The 20,063-nt window shown below is 46.4% G+C and carries 23 protein-coding genes; 21 read left to right on the top strand and 2 right to left on the bottom strand.

Going from position 1 to position 20,063, the window contains the following annotated elements; all coding sequences use genetic code 11:
* Position 1: 1 nt before the first annotated feature.
* The 15 genes from ruvB to trxA all read left to right on the top strand — a co-directional run bounded on the left by ruvB (position 2) and on the right by trxA (position 15,214).
* A complete protein-coding gene (ruvB, locus tag FC61_RS11035) occupies positions 2-1,018 on the top strand; it encodes a Holliday junction branch migration DNA helicase RuvB (RefSeq protein ID WP_011667966.1) in 1,017 nt (338 codons plus the stop codon).
* 16 nt (positions 1,019-1,034) lie between these two features.
* Complete coding sequence (gene queA / locus FC61_RS11030) at positions 1,035-2,069, top strand: tRNA preQ1(34) S-adenosylmethionine ribosyltransferase-isomerase QueA (RefSeq protein WP_021742884.1); 1,035 nt, start codon at positions 1,035-1,037, stop codon at positions 2,067-2,069.
* A gap of 19 nt (positions 2,070-2,088) precedes the next feature.
* On the top strand, positions 2,089-3,234 hold the full coding sequence (tgt, locus tag FC61_RS11025) for a tRNA guanosine(34) transglycosylase Tgt (protein WP_021742885.1): 1,146 nt from the start codon (positions 2,089-2,091) through the stop codon (positions 3,232-3,234).
* A 71-nt stretch (positions 3,235-3,305) separates the two neighbouring features.
* The gene (gene yajC, locus FC61_RS11020; RefSeq protein WP_021742886.1) at positions 3,306-3,731 is read left to right on the top strand and encodes a preprotein translocase subunit YajC; all 426 of its coding nucleotides are present in this window, start codon (positions 3,306-3,308) and stop codon (positions 3,729-3,731) included.
* A 118-nt stretch (positions 3,732-3,849) separates the two neighbouring features.
* Positions 3,850-4,971 (top strand): DNA polymerase IV, encoded by a 1,122-nt coding sequence (gene dinB / locus FC61_RS11015; protein ID WP_015473545.1) that lies wholly within the window; start codon positions 3,850-3,852, stop codon positions 4,969-4,971.
* A 96-nt stretch (positions 4,972-5,067) separates the two neighbouring features.
* Complete coding sequence (locus tag FC61_RS11010) at positions 5,068-6,033, top strand: DHH family phosphoesterase (protein ID WP_024525495.1); 966 nt, start codon at positions 5,068-5,070, stop codon at positions 6,031-6,033.
* Positions 6,030-7,388 carry a DEAD/DEAH box helicase gene (locus FC61_RS11005; RefSeq protein ID WP_011667960.1) on the top strand — a complete coding sequence of 453 codons (1,359 nt, stop codon included), beginning with the start codon at positions 6,030-6,032 and terminating at the stop codon, positions 7,386-7,388. The genes FC61_RS11010 and FC61_RS11005 overlap by 4 nt, the downstream gene beginning before the upstream one ends.
* A 311-nt stretch (positions 7,389-7,699) precedes the next feature.
* Positions 7,700-10,339: an alanine--tRNA ligase gene (alaS, locus tag FC61_RS11000; protein WP_035465118.1), complete on the top strand. Its 2,640-nt coding sequence runs from the start codon at positions 7,700-7,702 to the stop codon at positions 10,337-10,339.
* A 111-nt stretch (positions 10,340-10,450) separates the two neighbouring features.
* Positions 10,451-10,723 (top strand): IreB family regulatory phosphoprotein, encoded by a 273-nt coding sequence (locus FC61_RS10995; protein ID WP_024525493.1) that lies wholly within the window; start codon positions 10,451-10,453, stop codon positions 10,721-10,723.
* Positions 10,720-11,157 (top strand): Holliday junction resolvase RuvX, encoded by a 438-nt coding sequence (ruvX, locus tag FC61_RS10990; RefSeq protein WP_011667957.1) that lies wholly within the window; start codon positions 10,720-10,722, stop codon positions 11,155-11,157. Before FC61_RS10995 ends, ruvX begins: the two co-directional genes overlap by 4 nt.
* An 8-nt stretch (positions 11,158-11,165) precedes the next feature.
* Positions 11,166-11,477 (top strand): DUF1292 domain-containing protein, encoded by a 312-nt coding sequence (locus FC61_RS10985; protein WP_011667956.1) that lies wholly within the window; start codon positions 11,166-11,168, stop codon positions 11,475-11,477.
* A gap of 144 nt (positions 11,478-11,621) precedes the next feature.
* Positions 11,622-11,882: a cell division protein ZapA gene (locus FC61_RS10980; protein ID WP_021742891.1), complete on the top strand. Its 261-nt coding sequence runs from the start codon at positions 11,622-11,624 to the stop codon at positions 11,880-11,882.
* Between the two features lies 1 nt (position 11,883).
* A complete protein-coding gene (locus tag FC61_RS10975) occupies positions 11,884-12,420 on the top strand; it encodes a CvpA family protein (protein WP_021742892.1) in 537 nt (178 codons plus the stop codon).
* 24 nt (positions 12,421-12,444) lie between these two features.
* Positions 12,445-14,808, top strand: coding sequence for an endonuclease MutS2 (locus FC61_RS10970; RefSeq protein WP_021742893.1), 2,364 nt, complete (start codon positions 12,445-12,447; stop codon positions 14,806-14,808).
* 88 nt (positions 14,809-14,896) lie between these two features.
* On the top strand, positions 14,897-15,214 hold the full coding sequence (gene trxA / locus FC61_RS10965) for a thioredoxin (RefSeq protein WP_011667952.1): 318 nt from the start codon (positions 14,897-14,899) through the stop codon (positions 15,212-15,214).
* Positions 15,215-15,301: 87 nt separating this feature from the next.
* Here the strand turns inward: trxA and FC61_RS10960 are convergent, their stop codons facing one another.
* Positions 15,302-15,826 (bottom strand): YslB family protein, encoded by a 525-nt coding sequence (locus FC61_RS10960; RefSeq protein WP_024525492.1) that lies wholly within the window; start codon positions 15,824-15,826, stop codon positions 15,302-15,304.
* Positions 15,827-16,016: 190 nt separating this feature from the next.
* On the opposite strand from FC61_RS10960, the gene murI reads away from it, so the two are divergent.
* The 4 genes from murI to cbpB are packed head-to-tail and all read left to right on the top strand — an operon-like array spanning position 16,017 to position 18,482.
* Positions 16,017-16,847: a glutamate racemase gene (murI, locus tag FC61_RS10955; protein WP_021742895.1), complete on the top strand. Its 831-nt coding sequence runs from the start codon at positions 16,017-16,019 to the stop codon at positions 16,845-16,847.
* Between the two features lies 1 nt (position 16,848).
* Positions 16,849-17,448 (top strand): XTP/dITP diphosphatase, encoded by a 600-nt coding sequence (locus tag FC61_RS10950; RefSeq protein WP_021742896.1) that lies wholly within the window; start codon positions 16,849-16,851, stop codon positions 17,446-17,448.
* Positions 17,449-17,450: 2 nt separating this feature from the next.
* Entirely contained in the window at positions 17,451-17,969 is a 519-nt protein-coding gene (locus FC61_RS10945) for a YfcE family phosphodiesterase (protein WP_035465108.1), read from the top strand.
* Between the two features lie 21 nt (positions 17,970-17,990).
* Positions 17,991-18,482 (top strand): cyclic-di-AMP-binding protein CbpB, encoded by a 492-nt coding sequence (gene cbpB, locus FC61_RS10940; protein ID WP_021742898.1) that lies wholly within the window; start codon positions 17,991-17,993, stop codon positions 18,480-18,482.
* Between the two features lie 258 nt (positions 18,483-18,740).
* Here the strand turns inward: cbpB and FC61_RS10935 are convergent, their stop codons facing one another.
* The gene (locus FC61_RS10935) at positions 18,741-18,926 is read right to left on the bottom strand and encodes a YlcI/YnfO family protein (protein ID WP_021742899.1); all 186 of its coding nucleotides are present in this window, start codon (positions 18,924-18,926) and stop codon (positions 18,741-18,743) included.
* A gap of 163 nt (positions 18,927-19,089) precedes the next feature.
* Between FC61_RS10935 and FC61_RS10930 the strand changes: the two genes are divergently transcribed.
* Positions 19,090-19,365 (top strand): Mor transcription activator family protein, encoded by a 276-nt coding sequence (locus FC61_RS10930; protein WP_021742900.1) that lies wholly within the window; start codon positions 19,090-19,092, stop codon positions 19,363-19,365.
* Between the two features lie 7 nt (positions 19,366-19,372).
* The gene (locus tag FC61_RS10925) at positions 19,373-20,059 is read left to right on the top strand and encodes a double zinc ribbon domain-containing protein (protein ID WP_021742901.1); all 687 of its coding nucleotides are present in this window, start codon (positions 19,373-19,375) and stop codon (positions 20,057-20,059) included.
* Positions 20,060-20,063 lie beyond the last annotated feature (4 nt).

The following is a 20,063-nucleotide window of genomic DNA, read 5'->3' as shown; positions in this document are numbered from 1 at the left end:
AATGGTAGATGATGAACGCGTCGTATCCCCAGAAACGGCTGATGACCATGAAGATTCTGTTGAAAAGTCGTTACGGCCCCAAGTCTTAGCGCAATACATTGGGCAAGAACCAATTAAACATGAATTGTCGGTGTATATTCAAGCGGCTAAACAACGCGAAGAATCGTTGGATCACGTTTTGCTATATGGACCACCGGGTCTGGGGAAAACCACGTTAGCGATGGTGATTGCCAACGAAATGGGTGTTCAGATTCGCACCACTAGTGGGCCAGCGATTGAAAAGCCGGGTGATTTGGTGGCGTTACTGAATGAGTTGCAACCCGGAGATATTTTATTTATCGATGAAATTCACCGACTGCCTAAGATTGTTGAAGAAATGTTGTATTCAGCAATGGAGGATTTCTACATTGATATCGTGGTGGGACAGGGACCAACTGCTCATCCCGTGCATTTCCCTCTGCCACCCTTTACGTTAATTGGTGCGACGACCCGAGCAGGATTATTGTCGGCCCCATTGCGTGATCGTTTTGGTATTGTGGAGCATATGGCCTATTATGAAACAACTGATTTACAGGAAATTGTACTGCGGTCGGCTGATATCTTTCATACGGCCATTGCAACTGAGGGAGCTCATGAGATTGCCTTGCGTTCGCGAGGAACACCGCGAATTGCCAACCGGTTGTTAAAACGGATTCGTGATTTCGCGGAAGTGGCCCCAGACCACGACCAGATAGATTTGGCAATTGTTGACCATGCCCTAGATTTGTTACGGGTGGACTCGGCAGGCCTAGATGCCACCGATATTAAGCTATTAGAGACGATGATTGACTATTACAATGGTGGTCCGGTGGGGTTGAATACCTTGGCGGCCAACATTGGTGAGGAAACCGAAACAGTTGCTGCGATGTATGAACCCTACCTCTTACAGCGGGGGTATTTAAAACGAACGGCACGTGGTCGAGTTGTGACGGCTACCGGCTATCAACACTTGGGACGCACCATGCCAGATAACAACTAAAGGAGTCGAACTGATTATGGCTTATACGCTAGACGATTTTGATTACGATTTACCACATGAACTCATTGCCCAGACCCCCATTAAGCAACGTGATACGTCGCGGCTACTGGTGTTGGACCATCAAGCTAATACGTTAGAAGATAAGCACTTCTACGATATCTTAGATGAACTACACGCCGGGGATGCCGTTGTGATGAATAATTCACGGGTCATGCCAGCCCGGCTGTACGGCATTAAGCCAGAAACTGGTGGACACGTGGAAGTCCTGTTATTGCACAATGTCGAAGGTGACGTGTGGGAAACGTTAATGAAGCCGGCTAAGCGCTTACGTGTCGGAACAACTGTTACCTTTGGTGATGGCCAATTGACAGCAACGGTGACGGAAGAACGTGAAGACGGGATTCGGCTGATCGAATTTCACTATGATGGAATTTTTATGGAGATCTTGGAACAGCTGGGTGAAACCCCACTGCCACCATATATCAAAGAGAAGTTAGATGATCCGGACCGTTACCAGACAGTCTACGCGAAGGAAAATGGGTCTGCCGCTGCACCAACGGCGGGACTACATTGGACGCAAGAATTGTTAGATCAGGTAGCTGCTAAAGGGGTTAAACTGGTTTATATCACCTTACACGTCGGTTTAGGGACGTTCCGACCAGTTGAAGAGGCTAATATTGAAGATCATAAGATGCACAGTGAGTTTTATCGTCTAGATGAAGCGGCTGCGTCAACGTTGAATGAGGTTCGGGCCAATGGTGGTCGGATTATCGCAACGGGAACGACGTCAATTCGTACCCTAGAAACGATTGGGACGAAGTTTAAGGGTGAAATTAAGCCGGATTCTGGCTGGACGGATATTTTTATTAAACCGGGTTATCAGTGGCAAGTGGTCAATGCCTTCATTACGAATTTCCATTTGCCTAAATCTACGCTCGTCATGTTAGTCGCTGCTTTCACGGGCCGCGATCAGATCTTAAACGCTTATCACCATGCCATTGAAGAAAAGTACCGGTTCTTTAGCTTTGGCGACGCAATGTTTATCAAGTAATGCAATTGGAGGATGATTCATGGAACCCGCGATTAAGTATCATTTGATTAAAACTGAAAAGCACACTGGCGCCCGGCTTGGCGAATTGATTACCCCACATGGAACCTTTAAGACGCCGATGTTTATGCCAGTGGGGACCCAAGCAGCCATCAAGGGGGCAATTAGCCCGGAAGAATTGGATGAAATGGGCTCACAGGTGATCTTGGCCAATACTTATCACTTGTGGCTGCAACCAGGCCCAGACCTCGTGCAAGAGGCTGGTGGATTGCATAAATTTATGAACTGGGACAAGGGGATTTTGACCGACTCCGGTGGCTTTCAAGTCTTTTCACTGGCTAAGCACCGGAAGTTAACCGAAGAGGGCGTGCATTTCCGTAATGAACTTAACGGGGATCGCCTATTCTTGTCACCAGAAAAGGCCATTGACATTCAAAATAAGCTGGGCCCAGATATCATGATGAGCTTAGATGAGTGCCCACCATTTTTTGAGAGTTACGACTACGTCAAACATTCGTTAGAACGTACGAGTCGGTGGGCTGAACGGGGACTTCGGGCGCATGCTAACCCCGCCACTCAAGGCTTGTTTGGTATCGTTCAGGGGGCTGGTTTTGAGGATTTACGGCGCCAATCTGCCAAAGACTTGGTCAGTTTAGATTTTCCGGGTTACTCCATTGGCGGCTTGTCAGTTGGGGAATCCAAGGCTGAGATGAACCGGGTTTTAGATTTCACGACGCCCTTGTTGCCAACCAATAAACCCCGGTACTTAATGGGAGTTGGAACAGCTGATTCACTGATTGACGGGGTTATGCGTGGCGTTGATATGTTTGACTGCGTGTTGCCAACCCGAATTGCTCGTAAAGGGACGTGCATGACCACCCATGGTCGATTAGTCGTGAAGAATGCGGCTTACGCCCATGATTTTCGACCATTGGATCCTGACTGTGATTGTTACACGTGTCGGAATTATACCCGGGCTTACTTACGTCATTTGTTTAAAGCGGATGAAGCCTTTGGCCAACGTCTGGCTAGTTATCATAATCTCTACTTCTTGCATCAATTGATGAAGCGTGTTCGCCAGGCGATTATGGATGATAATTTGACGGAACTTCGCGAAGAGGTTTTTGAAACGTATGGCTACAATGCCGAACATCCGAAGAATTTCTAGAAATAATTGGACGGATTCCCCGGATTCTGGTAAAGTTGTCCAATAGATAGAGCATAAAGGGGTGAACAAATGTGTTAGGAAATCTTGCAATTGGTGCTGCCGCTGGTGGTGGGTACTCAACATTACTTATTCTAGTTGTTTTCTTAGGCTTGATGTATTTCTTAATGTTGCGGCCACAACAAAAGCAGCAAAAGAAGCATAAGGACATGATGAGCCAACTTAAAAAGGGTGACCATGTCATCACGATTAGCCGGTTACACGGGGTTATCGATGAAATCAACCAAGCTGACCAAACGGTTACCTTGGATTGTGACGGTATCTACTTGGTCTTTGACTTACGAGCAATCGCTCAAGTAACGTCACAGGCACCACAAGCTGTCACGGCACCTGTCAGTGCTGACACAACTAGTGCTAGTGCAGACACGCCAGCTGAAAATACTGACGAATCAGCCAGTGATGAACCAGCTGAAAAGACTGACGATGAATCAGCTAAATAAGTGTCATAAAAGTGCGGTCTCCTGGAGGCCGTTTTTTTTCGGCTTTTTAGGGGTTAGATATGCGGGTTTTAAGTTGAAGGCAAACGCCCGTTCGGGTATAATTTAACTATTCGAGGAGGTGGTGACGTTGATTCCAGCTCAATTTACTCAACGAAAAATTATTCACGTTGACATGGATGCTTTTTATGCGTCAATTGAGGAGCGTGACCATCCAGCATTTAAACAGCACCCGTTAATTATTGCTCAAGACCCACGGAAAACCGGTGGACGCGGCGTGGTTGCTACAGCCAATTATGCGGCCCGGCAGTTGGGGGTACATTCAGCCATGAATGCCAACGAGGCATTGAAATTAGCCCCGCAGGCCATTTTTCAACCGCCCAATTTTCCGTTGTATCGGCAAATTTCTGACCAAATTCATGAAATTTTTCACGAGTACACGGATAAAATTGAACCAGTGGCTTTTGATGAAGCCTATTTGGATGTGACTGAGAATAAACATCATTTACATTCAGCCGTCCAGGTAGCTCATGAAATTCAGGTCGAGATTTTTGAAAAGACCCATTTAACCTGCTCAACGGGCATTTCCTATAGCAAGTTTTTGGCTAAGGAAGCTTCGGACTTTCGAAAACCGGTTGGCGTCAGTGTTATTTTGCCGGAAGACGCTCATGATTTTTTGATGGCGTTACCGATCGAACGGTTTCGGGGAGTTGGGAAGAAGACGGTACCTAAAATGCATGAGTTGGGCATTCATACCGGAGCCGACCTGTATCACTGGTCGGAGTTGGCCCTCATTCATGAGTTTGGCAAATTTGGCTATGTTTTGTATCAGCGGGTCCGGGGAATTGATGAGCGGCCGGTTGCCTACCAGCGTGAACGTAAATCTATTGGCAAGGAACGGACATACGGGCCGCCACTGACCACGTTAGGTGAAGTTGAAAATCAATTACAACGACTGGCCGAAATGGTGGCGGCAACGGTTCAAGAAAAACAGCGGCACGGTAAAACCTTGGTGTTAAAGCTGCGAACCAGTGCGTTTAAAACCCTCACTAAGCGCTACACCCAAGCCGATTTTATTGCGAACGATGCGCAGACTTATTACGATTTAGCATTGGATTTATATCAAAGTGTTGCTGGCGAAAACGAGCAGGTTCGGTTACTTGGCATTACGATTACGGGGTTGGCCGCGCAGACGTTTGAAAATGTGCGGTTGCCATTATTTGACTCGGATCGATTGAATTAGCAGACTTTCTTTGTAATTAGTCGGCAAAACTTGTATACTAAAACGCGGTATCGACGCGTCTTCGTCGAAAAATCGGATAGAAAATGGGTGAACCACATGGCAATTGAAACAGCCATTTTAGAAAAAATCAAACAGTATCAAACCATTATTATTCACCGTCACCAGCGTCCTGATCCGGATTGTATCGGAGCCCAGTTGGCGTTGCGTGCTATTTTACGCGCTAGTTTTCCTGAAAAAACGGTGTTGGCTGTGGGTAAGCACTATCCGGGATTTGACTGGATGGGGCAAGCCGATCAAGAGGTTAGTGATGACACGTATCACCAGGCCTTAGTGATCGTCGTGGATACGGCGAACCAACCACGAGTAGATGATGAACGCTGGCAAACAGGGGCCGCAGTCATTAAGATTGATCATCATCCTAATGATGACGCATTCGGTGATTTGCAGTGGGTATTACCACAGGCTTCCAGTACCTCAGAGATCATCTATGATTGGTTTGAAGCGAATCACGCTGACTTGACGATGCCCGATGATGCAGCACGACTACTTTATGCAGGTATCGTAGGGGATACCGGACGTTTCATGTATCCGGCAACATCAGCCAACACGTTTGCAGTGGCGGGTAAGCTATTAGCTTATGATTTTTCAATGACGGCGGTTAATCAAGCCGAAGATGAAATTTCACCAGAGATGGCTCGGCTGTCGGCTTATGCCTATCAGAACTTGGAAATTTTGCCCAGTGGTGCAGCGTACCTCAAGTTGACGGATGAAATTGTCGAATCTTTTGGTTTGGCGGCTAGTGATTCCACGTCAGCCATTGTGCCACTGCCAGGTAAGATCACATCAGTCGTGGCTTGGGCCATCTTTGTAGAGTCCAAGGACAAGACTTTCCGCGTACGACTACGATCGAAGGGGCCTTCGATCAATGAATTAGCCAAGCGCCACGGCGGGGGCGGCCACGCGCTGGCCAGTGGTGCGGCGGCTAAAGACCAGGCCGAAATTGACCAAGTCATCCACGAACTGGATCAGTTAGTGGCGGACACTAAAGGAGAAAATGAATGACCGCAGATTTTAAAAATTTTAACTTGCAGCCGTATCTGATGACGGCGCTACAAAAGATTGGGTTTCAACAGCCAACCGCTGTTCAGGAAAAACTAATCCCAGTAATTAGTGCTGGCCACGATGTCGTTGGTCAGTCACAAACCGGGAGTGGTAAGACCCATACGTTCTTACTACCCATCTTTAATCAATTGACTTCTGAGAACCAAGTACAAGCCGTAATTACCACGCCAAGCCGTGAACTGGCTTACCAGATTCGTACGGCGGCGGAACAATTGGCGGCGGAAGCCCCCTTTGAAATTCGCATTGGAAACTACGTTGGTGGAACGGATAAACAACGACAAATTGAAAAGCTGCGGCATTACCAACCACAACTGGTGATTGGGACGCCCGGTCGGGTGCAAGATTTGATTCAATCACAGGCGTTGGACGTGCATACGACTCGTCAGTTTGTGGTCGATGAAGCCGATATGACTTTGGATCTTGGTTTCTTAGATCAAGTGGACAAAATCGCTGGCAGAATGCCGAAAAACCTGCAAATGATGGTCTTTTCAGCCACAATTCCCCAACGGTTAGATCCGTTTTTACGTAAATATATGAATCATCCGGTTGTTGAAGAGATTCCAACGGCCACTGTGATTAGTTCTACAATTGATAATTGGTTGATTTCAACCAAGGGTCAAAACAAGAACCAGTTAATTTACCAATTAATTACGATGGGGGAACCCTATCTGGTTTTAATCTTCGCGAATACGAAGACCCGGGTTGAACAGATTCATGACTTTTTGCAATCGCAAGGGCTAAAGGTTGCCATGATTCATGGGGGGATTAAGCCTCGTGAACGTAAACGGGTCATGCGTGAAGTGAAGAATCTTCAATTCCAATTCGTTGTCGCAACGGATCTGGCGGCACGGGGTATTGATATTGAAGGTGTTTCACACGTCATTAATGATGATATTCCTGAAGATTTGGATTTCTTTGTTCACCGGGTTGGCCGAACGGGGCGGCAAGGTATGCCAGGAACGGCGATTACCTTGTATTCACCAGATGAAGAAGCCAAGATTGCCGAGATTGAAGCCATGGGGATTAAGTTCCAACCTAAACGAATTAGTAATGGTGAAATTGTGGATTCCTATGACCGGAATCGGCGGCAGAAACGGGTTAAGAGTACGGAAAAGCTAGATCCAACTCTGATTGGTTTAGTCAAGAAGAAGAAGAAAAAGATCAAGCCAGGGTATAAGCATCAGATCAAGCAAGCAATTCACCGCAAGAAAGATCAGGAACGGCGGATTGCGCAACGGCAGAGTGCGCGAAGTGAACGGAAACGGCGTAAGCGTGAATCCGATCGTTATCAATAACATTCTGCAATTGACAAGGACTAATCGGGTCTCTATACTTTCTAGTGGAGACAAATAAACTAACTGTTTAAATATATTTCAATAATATATGAGCTGAGGATATGCCACGTCAGCGTGATTTTCAGAAACGTTTTGGATGCTGCGAAAAACGAGTCACGATGGCCTTGGTGCTCCCTCACAAACAACGCGACTCAGCGTTATGAGTTTAAGAGGTTAACGATTAAAACATCGTTGCAAGTAAAGTGGTACCGCGCTTCGGCGTCTTTACGGGCAACGGTGTTTTTGACATTTTTTGGGAGGTTATTGCAGCGATGAAAGAATTAACAAGTAGTCAAATTCGGCAGATGTATCTGGACTTCTTCAAGTCCAAAGGGCATACTATTGAACCTAGCGCGTCATTGGTCCCCAAGGATGATCCGTCTTTACTTTGGATTAACTCTGGTGTAGCCACAATGAAGAAGTATTTCTCTGGTCAAGTGGTTCCCGAAAACCCCCGATTGACCAGTTCGCAAAAGAGTATTCGGACTAACGATATTGAAAATGTTGGGAAAACGGCCCGGCACCACACGTTGTTTGAAATGCTCGGAAACTTCTCCGTTGGTGATTACTTCAAGAAAGAAGCAATTGCCTGGGCGTGGGAATTACTGACCTCACCTGACTGGTTTGGTTGGGACCCTGATAAATTGTATATGACGGTTTACCCCAAGGATACGGATGCTAAGGATGCTTGGGAAGCGGTAGGGGTTGCTCCCGACCACATCATTGCCGTCGAAGATAACTTCTGGGATATTGGTGAGGGGCCTTCAGGTCCAGATTCTGAAATTTTCTATGATCGGGGCGAAGCCTTTAACAACTTAGCCGCTGACGATCCTGAAAATTATCCTGGTGGCGAAAATGAACGCTACTTGGAAGTTTGGAACATCGTGTTCTCCCAGTTCAACCATGAACCGGATGGCACTTACAAACCGCTCCCACGGAAAAACATTGATACGGGGATGGGCCTGGAACGGGTTGTGTCGATTTTCCAAAATGCCAAAACTAATTTTGAAACCGACCTGTTTATGCCACTGATTGAAAAAACAGCAGCCTTAAGCGCCGGAAAGCGTTATGGGGCTAATGCCGAAGATGATATTTCATTTAAGGTAATTGCCGATCATGCGCGGGCCATTACGTTTGCCATTGGTGATGGGGCCTTGCCTGGTAATGAAGGCCGTGGCTACGTTATTCGTCGGTTAATTCGGCGGGCCATTGTGAACGGACAAAAGCTCGGCATTGATGGGGCTTTTCTGGACCAATTAGTACCGGTTGTTGGTCAAATTATGCAAGCTTATTACCCAGAAGTTCTCGAGCAAAGTGACTACATCGCTAAGGTGGTTCGTTCAGAAGAAGATCGATTCGGCGAAACGTTGACGGATGGATTGAATCTGTTGAACAGTTTGATTGCCGATTTGAAGCAACAGGGCGGTAATCAAATTGCTGGAGCCGACGCCTTCAAGCTCTATGATACGTATGGGTTCCCAGTTGAATTGACGGAAGAATACGCCGACGATCAAGGGATTACCGTTGATGAGGCTGGCTTCAAAGCCGAAATGCAAAAGCAAAAAGATCGTGCCCGTAATGCGCGGGGCAAGCAAAAAGCAATGGGGTTACAACATGATCTGTTGATCAATGTTAAGACGCCAAGTGAATATGTGGGCTACACGCAGTTAGCCACGACCAGTAAGCTAACGGTCTTGGTCGCAGGGGACGAACTGGTTGACAACGTCACCAGTGGCACAGCCGAAGCCATGTTTGATGTGACGCCATTTTACGCTGAAATGGGTGGTCAAGTTGCCGATAAAGGGGACATCTTGGATGAAGCTGGTCATGTGGTGGCCCACGTTGCGGATGTTCAACATGCACCAAATGGCCAGAATCTGCATACCTTAACGGTGGTTGCGCCGATGGAAACCGGTGCCACCTATCAGTTGAAGGTTGATACGATCTTCCACAGCAAGGTTGAGAAAAACCATACGGCGACCCACTTGCTGGATAAAGCTTTGCGGGAAGTCTTTGGGGAACACACCCAACAGGCGGGCTCACTGGTCGAGGGCGATTACTTGCGATTCGATTTCACCCACTTCGGTCAAGTAGATCCAGCTGATTTGGCCAAGGCCGAAGCACTGGTTAACCAGAAGATCTTTGAAGAATTGCCAGTAACAACCGTTGAAACAGACATTGAATCAGCCAAAAAGATGGGTGCCATTGCGCTATTTAGTGAAAAGTATGGAAAGGTTGTCCGGGTGGTTAGTGCCGGGGACTTTGTCACTGAATTTTGTGGTGGGAATCACGTTAAGAACACTAATGAAATTGGCTTATTCAAGATTACCTCTGAATCTGGCGTGGGTGCTGGTGTTCGCCGGATTGAAGCGGTAACCTCTGCAGCGGCCTATGCTTACTTGCATGACCACGATGAGATTTTAAATGCCGTAGGAGCCGATTTAAAGGTCACTCAGGTCGATGAAATCGAACAGAAGGTCCAAGCCTTACAAGCCCAAGTGAAGGCCTTAGAACAACAACAAGCAACCTTAGAAGGTAAATTAGCCAGCCAAGAAGCTGGGGCCGTCTTTGACCACGTCACGACAGCTGGTAATTACCAATTGATCAGTGGAACCGTTCAAGTTTCCAAAATGGATCAATTGCGTGCTTTGGCAGATACGTGGCGCGACCAAGCCTTGTCTGATGTGCTGGTCTTAGGCGCAGAAGTTAATGGCAAAGCCAATCTAATTGTGGCAGTGAGTGCGGATAAGCAAAAGCAAGTCAAAGCTGGTGACCTGATTAAGGCCATTTCACCTAAGATCAATGGTGGTGGTGGCGGTCGGCCAAATTTGGCCCAAGCGGGTGGTAAGAATCCAGCAGGCCTACCAGATGCGATGACGGCAGCAGCCGGTTGGTTGGCTGAACAAAAGTAAGCCAACATTTTACAGTATTACGAATAGATTACATTAAGTGACCTTAATTGTAGTTTGCCAAGCAATCGAGTAAAATTAAATCAAAGTGAGGAAGTACGGGGGTGTTTTATAGTGAGTTCATTAGACAAAACGATGTATTTCGACTTTGGCGCTAATCAACCAAAGGATGTTCACGATACGTTAGTGACGGTTTACCAAGCGCTAGAGGAAAAAGGGTACAATCCCATTAATCAGATTGTCGGTTACCTGCTATCGGGCGATCCTGCGTACATTCCGCGTATCAATGATGCACGGAACTTGATTCGTAAGCATGAGCGCGATGAGATCATCGAAGAGTTGGTTCGGGTATACTTGAATCAGAATGGATCGGTGAAAAAGTCATGAAGTTAATGGGATTAGACGTTGGGTCACGAACTGTAGGTGTTGCGGTTAGTGATGCACTAGGTTGGACGGCACAAGGTGTTGAGATTATTCGGATTAATGAAGACGAAGAACAATTTGGCCTTGATCGGGTTGGCGAATTAATCGCCAGTCATGATGTGCAAGGGTTTGTGGTTGGTCTTCCTAAGAATATGAATAACTCATTGGGTCCCAGAGCTGAGGCTTCAAAGCGCTATGGTGATATGTTGACGGCCCGATTTAACTTACCCGTTGACTTTGAAGATGAGCGGTTGACAACCGTTGAGGCGGAGCGTATGTTAGTGGAACAAGCTGATACGTCACGCCGTAAGCGTAAGCAAGTGATTGATAAATTAGCAGCCGGGTTAATCCTGCAGAACTATTTAGATCGGCACGGTAAATTAACCCGAGAAAAGTGAGGTTTCCCATGAACGAAGACCAAGAACAAATTACATTAGTTGATGAAAACGGTAATGAAGAATTATACGATGTTTTATTTACCTTTGAATCTGACGATTTTGGTAAGTCATATATTTTGATTTACCCAGCTGGTAAGAGCGATGACGAGGAAGTTGATATCCAAGCCTACGCGCTACCTGCTGATGATGATCCAGCTAACCCATCCGGTGGTGACTTGCAATTGATCGAGTCCGACGAAGAATGGGACATGGTTGAATCAGTCTTGAATACTTTCTTAGCGGACGGGACCATTGATCCTAACGCCGGTAGCAAAGACTAATCACGATGATGAAAGGGCGGAAGACATTCCGTCCTTTTTTGTATGCCGAATTTTAAGTTCATCACAATTTTGCGTGCGAGGGGTGCGACCGCCAACGGATTAATGGTAAAATAAGGCATTGTGTAAAACAGGGGGAATTTAACCATGACGGAAGACACACATCGCTTTAAAGCGGTTATTGCCGGCAAAACGTATACGATCGTTGGTCAAGCGACTGATGAACATATGCGAGCGGTGACAGAAGTTTTGAATGAGCAGTTCACACAATTAAAACAATTATCACCTAATATGAGTAAAGAAGACGCAGCCATTTTGATGGCGTTTAATGCTGTCTCCGACCAACTGAAAATGGTTGCCGCTCAAGACGATACGGCAACTGACGAGACGACAGAAACGGAGGACTAATTTGGTCTTAAGCTTACTAATTTTAGCAATCCTCGTTCTGGGTTTTCGGCGGGGCTATCGCCGAGGACTCGTTTTGCAACTGATTAAAACCGTGGGCTATTTGATTGTTTGGGTCATTGCCCGCTTTGGCGCCAAACCATTGGCGGCTGGAATTGGGCAATTTATTGGTAAGGTTTCGTTGAACAGTTCGGTAAGTGCGGTGACTGCTAGCCAGAGCAGTAGCTTTTTTCTTAATGGTCTAGCCTTTTCGGCGATCTTAACCGTGGGCTATTTTATCGTTCGGCGAGTAGCCTATGGGATTAATAAGGTCACGTGGTTACCGGTCATTCATCAAGTCAACTCGCTAGCGGGTGGTCTGATTAATTTAGTGATTCGCTATGTCGTGATTTTTTTGACATTGAACCTATTGATTTTATTACCCAGTACCAGTTTTCAAACCAGTTACCAGCAGTCGCCAGTGGCGCAATGGATCGTTAAGAAGACCCCAGTTTTATCCAAACAGGTCTATAACTGGTGGCTGACTGAACACGAACAGTAGACTGATTCGGGAGAGGAGAATCCGATGAATCAAAAAACACTTAAGATTATGGAATACGAGCGCATTAAACAGGCGCTACGAGGGTATCTGGTCTCGGCAGCTGGACAGCATGAGCTGGCCGAACTAGCCCCCACAGCAGATGCAAAACAATTACAGATTTGGTTAGATGAATCTCGCGATGGTGCGGATATTTACCGATTAGAAAATGGTATTCCGTTACCAAAGTTGGATGATATTCGGCCACATTTACACCGACTAGCTATGGAAGCGGCTTTGAATGGGCTAGAGTTGGCGCAAATTAGTCGGGTGCTCTGGACGACTAGCTCGGTGGTTAAATTTTTCCGAGATTTAACGGAAAAGGACGTTTCCCTGCGGCGGTTAGATCGCGTGGTCAAAGAGTTGGTGACGTTACCCGACGTGACTCGGCGATTACGAACTTCCTTAGAGGGGGACGGTCATATCACCGACGAGGCGTCACCAGCCTTACGGCAGATTCGACAACACATTGCCCAAACAGAAGTGGCAATTCGTCAGACGATGGACCAATATACCCGGGGCAAGGACGCCAAGTATCTCAGTGAGACCATTGTTACGATTCGTGACGAACGTTATGTGATTCCGGTCCGCGCAGAGTATAAACAACGGTTCGGTGGCATTGTCCACGATCAAAGCGCAAGTGGTCAGACGTTATTTATTGAACCGCAAGCGGTCGTGGGTCTTAACAATCGCTTGCGTCAAAACCAAATTGATGAACGGCATGAAGAACAGCGAATTCTGGCAGAGTTAACGGCATTGTTAGACCCCTATCAAGCAGAAATTCTGCGTAATTCAGAAATTCTCGGGCATTTTGATTTTATTAATGCCAAGGCGAAGTACGCCCATCAATTAAAGGCAACGGAGCCTAAGTTGTCAGAGAACAATCAGGTCAATTTGCGTCAAGCACGGCACCCATTGATTGACCCCAAGAAAGTCGTTGCTAACGACATTACCATTGGTCGCGACTACAAGACCATCATCGTTACTGGACCCAACACGGGTGGGAAAACGATTACGCTCAAAACGTTGGCCTTGGTTCAATTAATGGGGCAGTCGGGTCTCTTTATCCCGGCCAATGAAAATAGTGTCATTGGTATTTTCGATGATATTTTTGCCGATATTGGGGATGAACAATCGATCGAACAAAGTTTGAGTACGTTCTCAGGGCATATGGAAAACATTGTTGCTATTTTGCGGCAGGCCGATGAACGCAGTCTAATTGTTGTTGATGAGTTGGGTGCCGGAACCGACCCACAAGAAGGGGCCGCACTGGCGATTGCCATCTTGGATCAAATGGGGACACTGGGGAGTTATGTCATGGCGTCCACCCACTACCCGGAACTTAAAGCGTATGGGTACAACCGACCAGAAACGATTAATGCTAGTATGGAGTTTGACGGTGAGACGTTACAACCCACTTATCACTTGCTGATTGGGATTCCAGGACGAAGCAATGCTTTGGATATTGCCGCTCGGTTGGGGATGCCTGAACAGGTCGTTGCTGCGGCACGTGGCTTGACCGATCAGGACAGTCAGGACCTAAATGCGATGATTTCTGATTTGACGGAACAAAAGCGGCATGCAGATGCGGACGCAGAACGGTTACGTCAAGAATTAGCCGAGGCGGATGAGCTGCATGCTCAACTGAAAAAACAATTCGATGCTTACCAGCACCAGAAGGATCAGTTGATGACAGATGCTAAGCGCGAGGCTAACCGATTAGTCGATGAGTCCCGTAAGCGGGCCAATCAGATTATTTCAGATCTCCGTAAGAAGCAATTGGCCGCTGGTAAGAGCGTGGTCAAGGAAGATGAATTGATTGCTGCTCAAGGGGCACTGAACGCCTTACAGCAGGATAGTAAGCTGAAGAAAAATCGCGTACTGCGGCGAGAAAAGGCTAAGCTTGACTTTCATAAGGGCGATAGCGTCTTAGTGAAGTCATATGGACAGGTTGGTGTCTTGATGGAGCAGTTGGACGACCAGCATTGGGAGGTTCAACTAGGAATCTTGAAGATGAAGATCGCGACTAATGACTTGGAAAAGGCCCAAGATCCGGCTAAATCAGCTAAACAACCACGGGCTAGTGTCAAACGTAGTGGATCAAGCGGCATGTCCGCAACGTTGGATTTGCGAGGGCACCGATATGAAGAAGCCATGGCAGAGGTTGATCGTTACATTGACTCGGCCCTGTTGGCTGGCTATCCGTCCGTTACCATCATTCATGGGAAAGGGACAGGGGCACTTCGAAAGGGTGTTACGGACTATTTGAAGCGTAATAATCGGATTAAAAGTTTCGGTTTTTCTCCGGCTAATGCCGGTGGCGATGGTTCAACGGTTGTGCACTTTAAGTAAGGCTAACAAATTGTAAGCAATTTAGTTGTGATTTTGGTTATTTCTGGTAGACTAAAGCTTGTATTGAGAACTAGGGAGGTAATTGGTTATGGCAACAGTAGTAGAAACAACGGACAAAACCTTTGAAGCAGATACGGCCAAGGGCGTGACGTTAACTGACTTTTGGGCAACTTGGTGTGGTCCTTGTCGGATGCAATCACCTGTCGTCGAACAATTAGCCGACGAAATGGGCGATCAAGTCACATTCAACAAGATGGATGTTGACGCTAACCCGAATACACCACAATCCTTTGGGATCATGAGTATCCCAACGTTGCTGGTTAAGAAAGATGGCACCGTAGTGGACTCAATTGTGGGTTACCACTCAAAGGATCAATTAAAGAAGATCTTGGATCAATACCTGTAATAATAAAAGCGTGTCGGATTATCCGACACGCTTTTATTATTAGAATTTGAAATGGGACGCCTGCTGTGACTCCCAATATTTTGACGCTTAGTCCGTGGCAGTGTCCTCATCAGTCATCGGTTTCGGATGATTAATGGTCAGCGGTTGTGGCGCATCGTAGTCCGGAATAACGTCTGTGGGATCGGTGTAGACTTCAAAAGTTACCGCTTGGTTTTGCAGTTTGCGTGGTGTATCGACGAGTTCAGCTTCGGCAGCAACCCCCAGTTGTTGGGCCATCATTTCAGCGAGAAATCCAGCTTCCAGCGTGAAAGCTTCGTCACCACTAAGGGTTTTACGTAAGCGGACAATGTCGCCACTTAATTGCCACCGCGTGGACTGGGCCGTTTGCTTCACCATCGTTAGCGTGCCAAATCCGGCTTGGGCAAAGAACGCACTAGCGTCTTGTGGGTTACCGATTGGAAACCGACGGGCGAGTGACTTGCCCGCCCAATACGTAATGGCGCCCTGATCTTCCCCTAATAATTCCGGTAAAAGTGCTTCTCGCAGTAATAGTTGCGGAAAATTTGCTTCGCCGGCAGCATCCTGCATAGCGGTTTGATATAAGTTTTTCACGATGGTAGACTCCTTCATCCGAATAGTTTCATATAATTTATTATACCGTAATTTTTTCGCGAAGTTCTTGATGACAGAAATTTAACAATTTTTTACGTCTGTATGACAGTTTTAAATGGCTGTAACTTGAAACCGGTTCATAAAAAGGCGATAATATAGTTTCAAGTAAATCGAGAAGGAGCGTTGCTTCATGCAAAATGATCCGATTGGTCTAATGGATTCAGGGGTCGGTGGTTTGACCGTCTTAAAGGAAGTTCAACGGTTGTTGCCCACTGAAAATACAGTATTTTTGGGCGATCAGGCGCGTTTGCCATATGGACCGCGCTCGGTGGCTGAGGTCACAATGTTTACCAAACAAATTGCGCAATTTTTACGCCAACAAGCGGGAATCAAAGCGTTGGTGATTGCGTGTAACACGGCAACCGCGGCGGCTCTGACAACGATGCAGCAAACATTGCCCATTCCGGTAATCGGCGTTATTGCACCGGGTGCGCAGGCCGCGGTGCAGACAACCCGTAATCACCGAATTGGGGTGATTGCAACGGCCGGAACGGTTAAGAGTGACCAGTACCGGCGAGATATTTTAGCAGCAGCACCTAATAGTCAAATTTTTAGTGTGGCTTGTCCGGAAATGGTGACGCTGGCTGAGCAAAATGACTTAACGACCACACATGCCCAGTCCGTAGTAGCGGCAAACTTGGCGTCACTTACGGATAAGAAAATTGATACGTTGGTGATGGGTTGTACGCATTTTCCATTATTGCGAAGTGCTATTCAGCGCACTGTGGGTTCACAGGTGACTTTGGTGGACCCCGGCTTAGCAACTGCGGAACAAGCAGCGGCTATCCTAAAGACGCACGGGTTACTTAATCCAGCCACAACGCGTGGAACGGCCCAGTTCTTTACCACGGGGGAGACGGCTCACTTTGATACATTAGCTAGTCAGTGGTTGGATCAGCAACCGACGCCAGCAAAGCACGTGTCTATTGCCCAGCTGACAACCCCGATGGAGGTTAACTAAAATGACAAACACAATTGTAATTGCCACCAATAATGCGGGGAAGGCCCGTGAATTCCGCGCTATTTTTGAACCGAAAGGCTTGCAGGTCAAAACTCTGGCTGATTTTCCGACACTGGATCAGGTCGCTGAAACGGGTCAGACGTTTACTGAGAATGCAACTTTAAAGGCGACAGCAGTGGCCCAAGCAACTCAGTTGCCCGTACTAGCGGATGATTCTGGCTTAATGGTAGATGCTTTGAACGGGGCACCTGGTATTTATTCCGCGCGTTATGCGGGGGATCATGATGATGCTAAGAATAACGCGAAATTGCTGGCAGAGTTACATGATGTTCCCGCCGAGAAGCGCGGGGCGGCTTTTCACACGTCACTCGTGTTGATTAAGCCTAATGGTAAAAAATTAGTGGCAACGGGTGAAGTTCGTGGCGAAATTCTGACAGCACCGCGGGGAGCCGATGGTTTTGGGTATGATCCCTTATTCTACGTCCCTGCTGAAGGCCAGACCTTTGCTGAGATGGGATTAGTCCAGAAGAATCAGCATAGTCACCGGGCTAAGGCCACAGCAGCGATGTTGCCGCAGTTTGATCAATGGTGGGAGGACTAAGCATGGCACGTTGGTTGGTAGTTAGTGATAATCATGGTGATCGTGAGATATTGGTTAGTTTACGGCAGGCACTAAAGCCGGATGCAGTATTTCACTGTGGTGATTCTGAGATGGAAGCAGCCGATCCTTGGTTCAAAGGGGCATATGTGGTTCAAGGTAACATGGACTTCGATAGTGAATTGCCGCTAGTCGAAACGCCTACAGTTGATGACTGTAAGGTGTTATTGACCCATGGACATTATGATGCCGTGCACTGGGATTTAACCAAGCTAAAGCTGCATGCGGATGAAGTGCAAGCAGACCTGGTGTTCTTTGGTCATACGCATGAATTGGCGGCGGAAGCAGTTGGTGGGCACGTTTTTGTCAATCCCGGGAGTATTAGTCAGCCGCGAGGTGAGTATCGCCAACTGGGCGGCACCTGTGCGGTGGTTACAGTAACTGCGGATCAATGGGACGTGCAATATTACACGCGCGATGCCCAGCCAGTTACCGATCTTGATTTTAGTTTTAAGCGGCCCTAATGCAGAAAGGATGACTCACCTATGATTGACCCTGCTGTCGAGCAGATGTTACGCAAGGACCCGAAAAGTTATGTGATTCCCGCTGAGGTGGTAGCAAATGTGACGGCTACCAATACGCTAGAACACGCCCTGATGGTGTTATCTAAGGTTGGCTATACGCGGATTCCTGTGTTGGATGCGGATGATCACCTGCAAGGGTTATTACCGTTAGCCGCGATTACCGACCAATTGTTAAAGGTTCCAGGCGCGGCTGTTGAACAATTAAGTAACTACACGGTAGCAGATGCGATGCGGCCAGTAGAACATTGGGTGGATGATCCAGCACGGTTGGAAACCATTTTAAGTTACTTAGTTGATGAACCGTTTATCCCATTGATTGATGAACAGCAGGTTTTTCAAGGGATTATTACGCGCCGAGAAATCTTAAAACGTGTTAATTACTTGGCACATAATTTGGATGAGAATTATGAGGTGACACCACGCGTACCAGTAATTGGTAGAGATATAAAATAATAGGACGCAGTTACCGTATCAGAAGGTGTATGAAGTAACCAGTGATTCAGATAAAACCATCACTAACGAGAGTTGGTGATGGTTTTTTGCGTTCATTGAATGGTCAGACATGGATGTTATAGATATTAAAAAATTCGATCGGATAAAATTGAAGGGCCGTTAAGAGAAAATGAGTAAATAAAAAAGCCACAGTGCAATTTGCAATGCAGCTTGTATTGCGATAAACTAAACGTAAAGATTGCTTAGTCGTTGATCAAACTAATTCTGTTTATCTTTGGGATCTTCCATGTTATCAAGTGCATATTCACAAGCCTGAATAACAAAAGTCGAGAATGTAACATCTTCGCCAGAGATAGCATGCTCAATTTTCTCCACAAGTGGGAGGGGAAACCGAACAGTTTTATTCACTGTTTCTTTACGATCATGTCGGATTTTAAAAGCCATTTGCAATTACCTCCTGCAAGATAATTGTAAAGATTTATGAATTAATAATATGCACTACATTAAGCAATTTGTAAAGCAATACAATGTGCTTATTTATCTAAATCGTGAATAAGGCGGGATAAGTAATAAGACTAAAATACGTTGAATTAAGGGGGGACATTGCGTGGCTGAAAAAGTTGAACTAAATGCCTTACATCAATTTTATAGCAGCCTAAACGATTTAGTTGGAACCGAATCGATGATGATTATTTACGAGCATTATAAAGGGACCCAATTGAATTTTCCGATTCATTTGTATGACCGTAAAGTTGCGGCAAAATATGTGGTGACGGAATTTGACGGTCATAACCAAGTTAATTTAGCTCGTAAATATGGCTACTCGCAAAAATGGGTACATTCAGTCTTAAGAGCAGCAAAAGAAAATAGAGAAACGGAGTGATTTTATTATGGCAGATTCGAAAATTTTTAAGTTAAGTGATGGATTAGATGTTGAAAAGATTGGGCAGGCCATTCAGGGCTGGCTTCGTGAGAAAAAACAGTTACATACAGAAGTTATGCAAACTAATGAAGGCTATTTGGTACAGGCTAAACAAGAAGACAGTTGGAAAAAGGTTGTTGGTATGGATTCGGCTGTTCAAGTGCAAATATTCAAAGCTGGTGAAGACCAGATTATGGTGAATGTTGGTTCGGGAAAATGGATTGATAAAGCAGGAGCAGCAACCATTGGAATGGTGGCTTTTGCTCCATTAGCAGTCACCGCGGCGATTGGCGCGTGGAATCAGAAGAAACTGCCTGAAGAGCTATTTGCTTTTGTTGAACAATTTATTATGAGTGGTGGTAAATCGGTAACGGTATCAATGGCCGCTAGTCAAAGTGCACATGATGGAGAAATTGTATGTCCAAATTGTAAAGCCATCAATGCTGAGGGTGCTAAATTCTGTGCCTCTTGTGGTACCAAGTTGGGTAAGGAATGTCCTAATTGTCATGCGCAGGTTGGCTTAAATACGAAGTTCTGCCCCAACTGTGGTACGGACTTGAACCCCAAACCTAAGGAAATGACCTGTCCGGATTGTCAACATGTCGTGTCAGCTGACACTAAATTCTGTCCTAATTGCGGTCACAATTTTAGTTAGTGGG

The sequence above is a fragment of the Levilactobacillus brevis ATCC 14869 = DSM 20054 genome (genome assembly GCF_001433855.1).
Lineage (GTDB): Bacteria > Bacillota > Bacilli > Lactobacillales > Lactobacillaceae > Levilactobacillus > Levilactobacillus brevis.
This window is presented reverse-complemented; position numbering and strand designations above follow the sequence as displayed.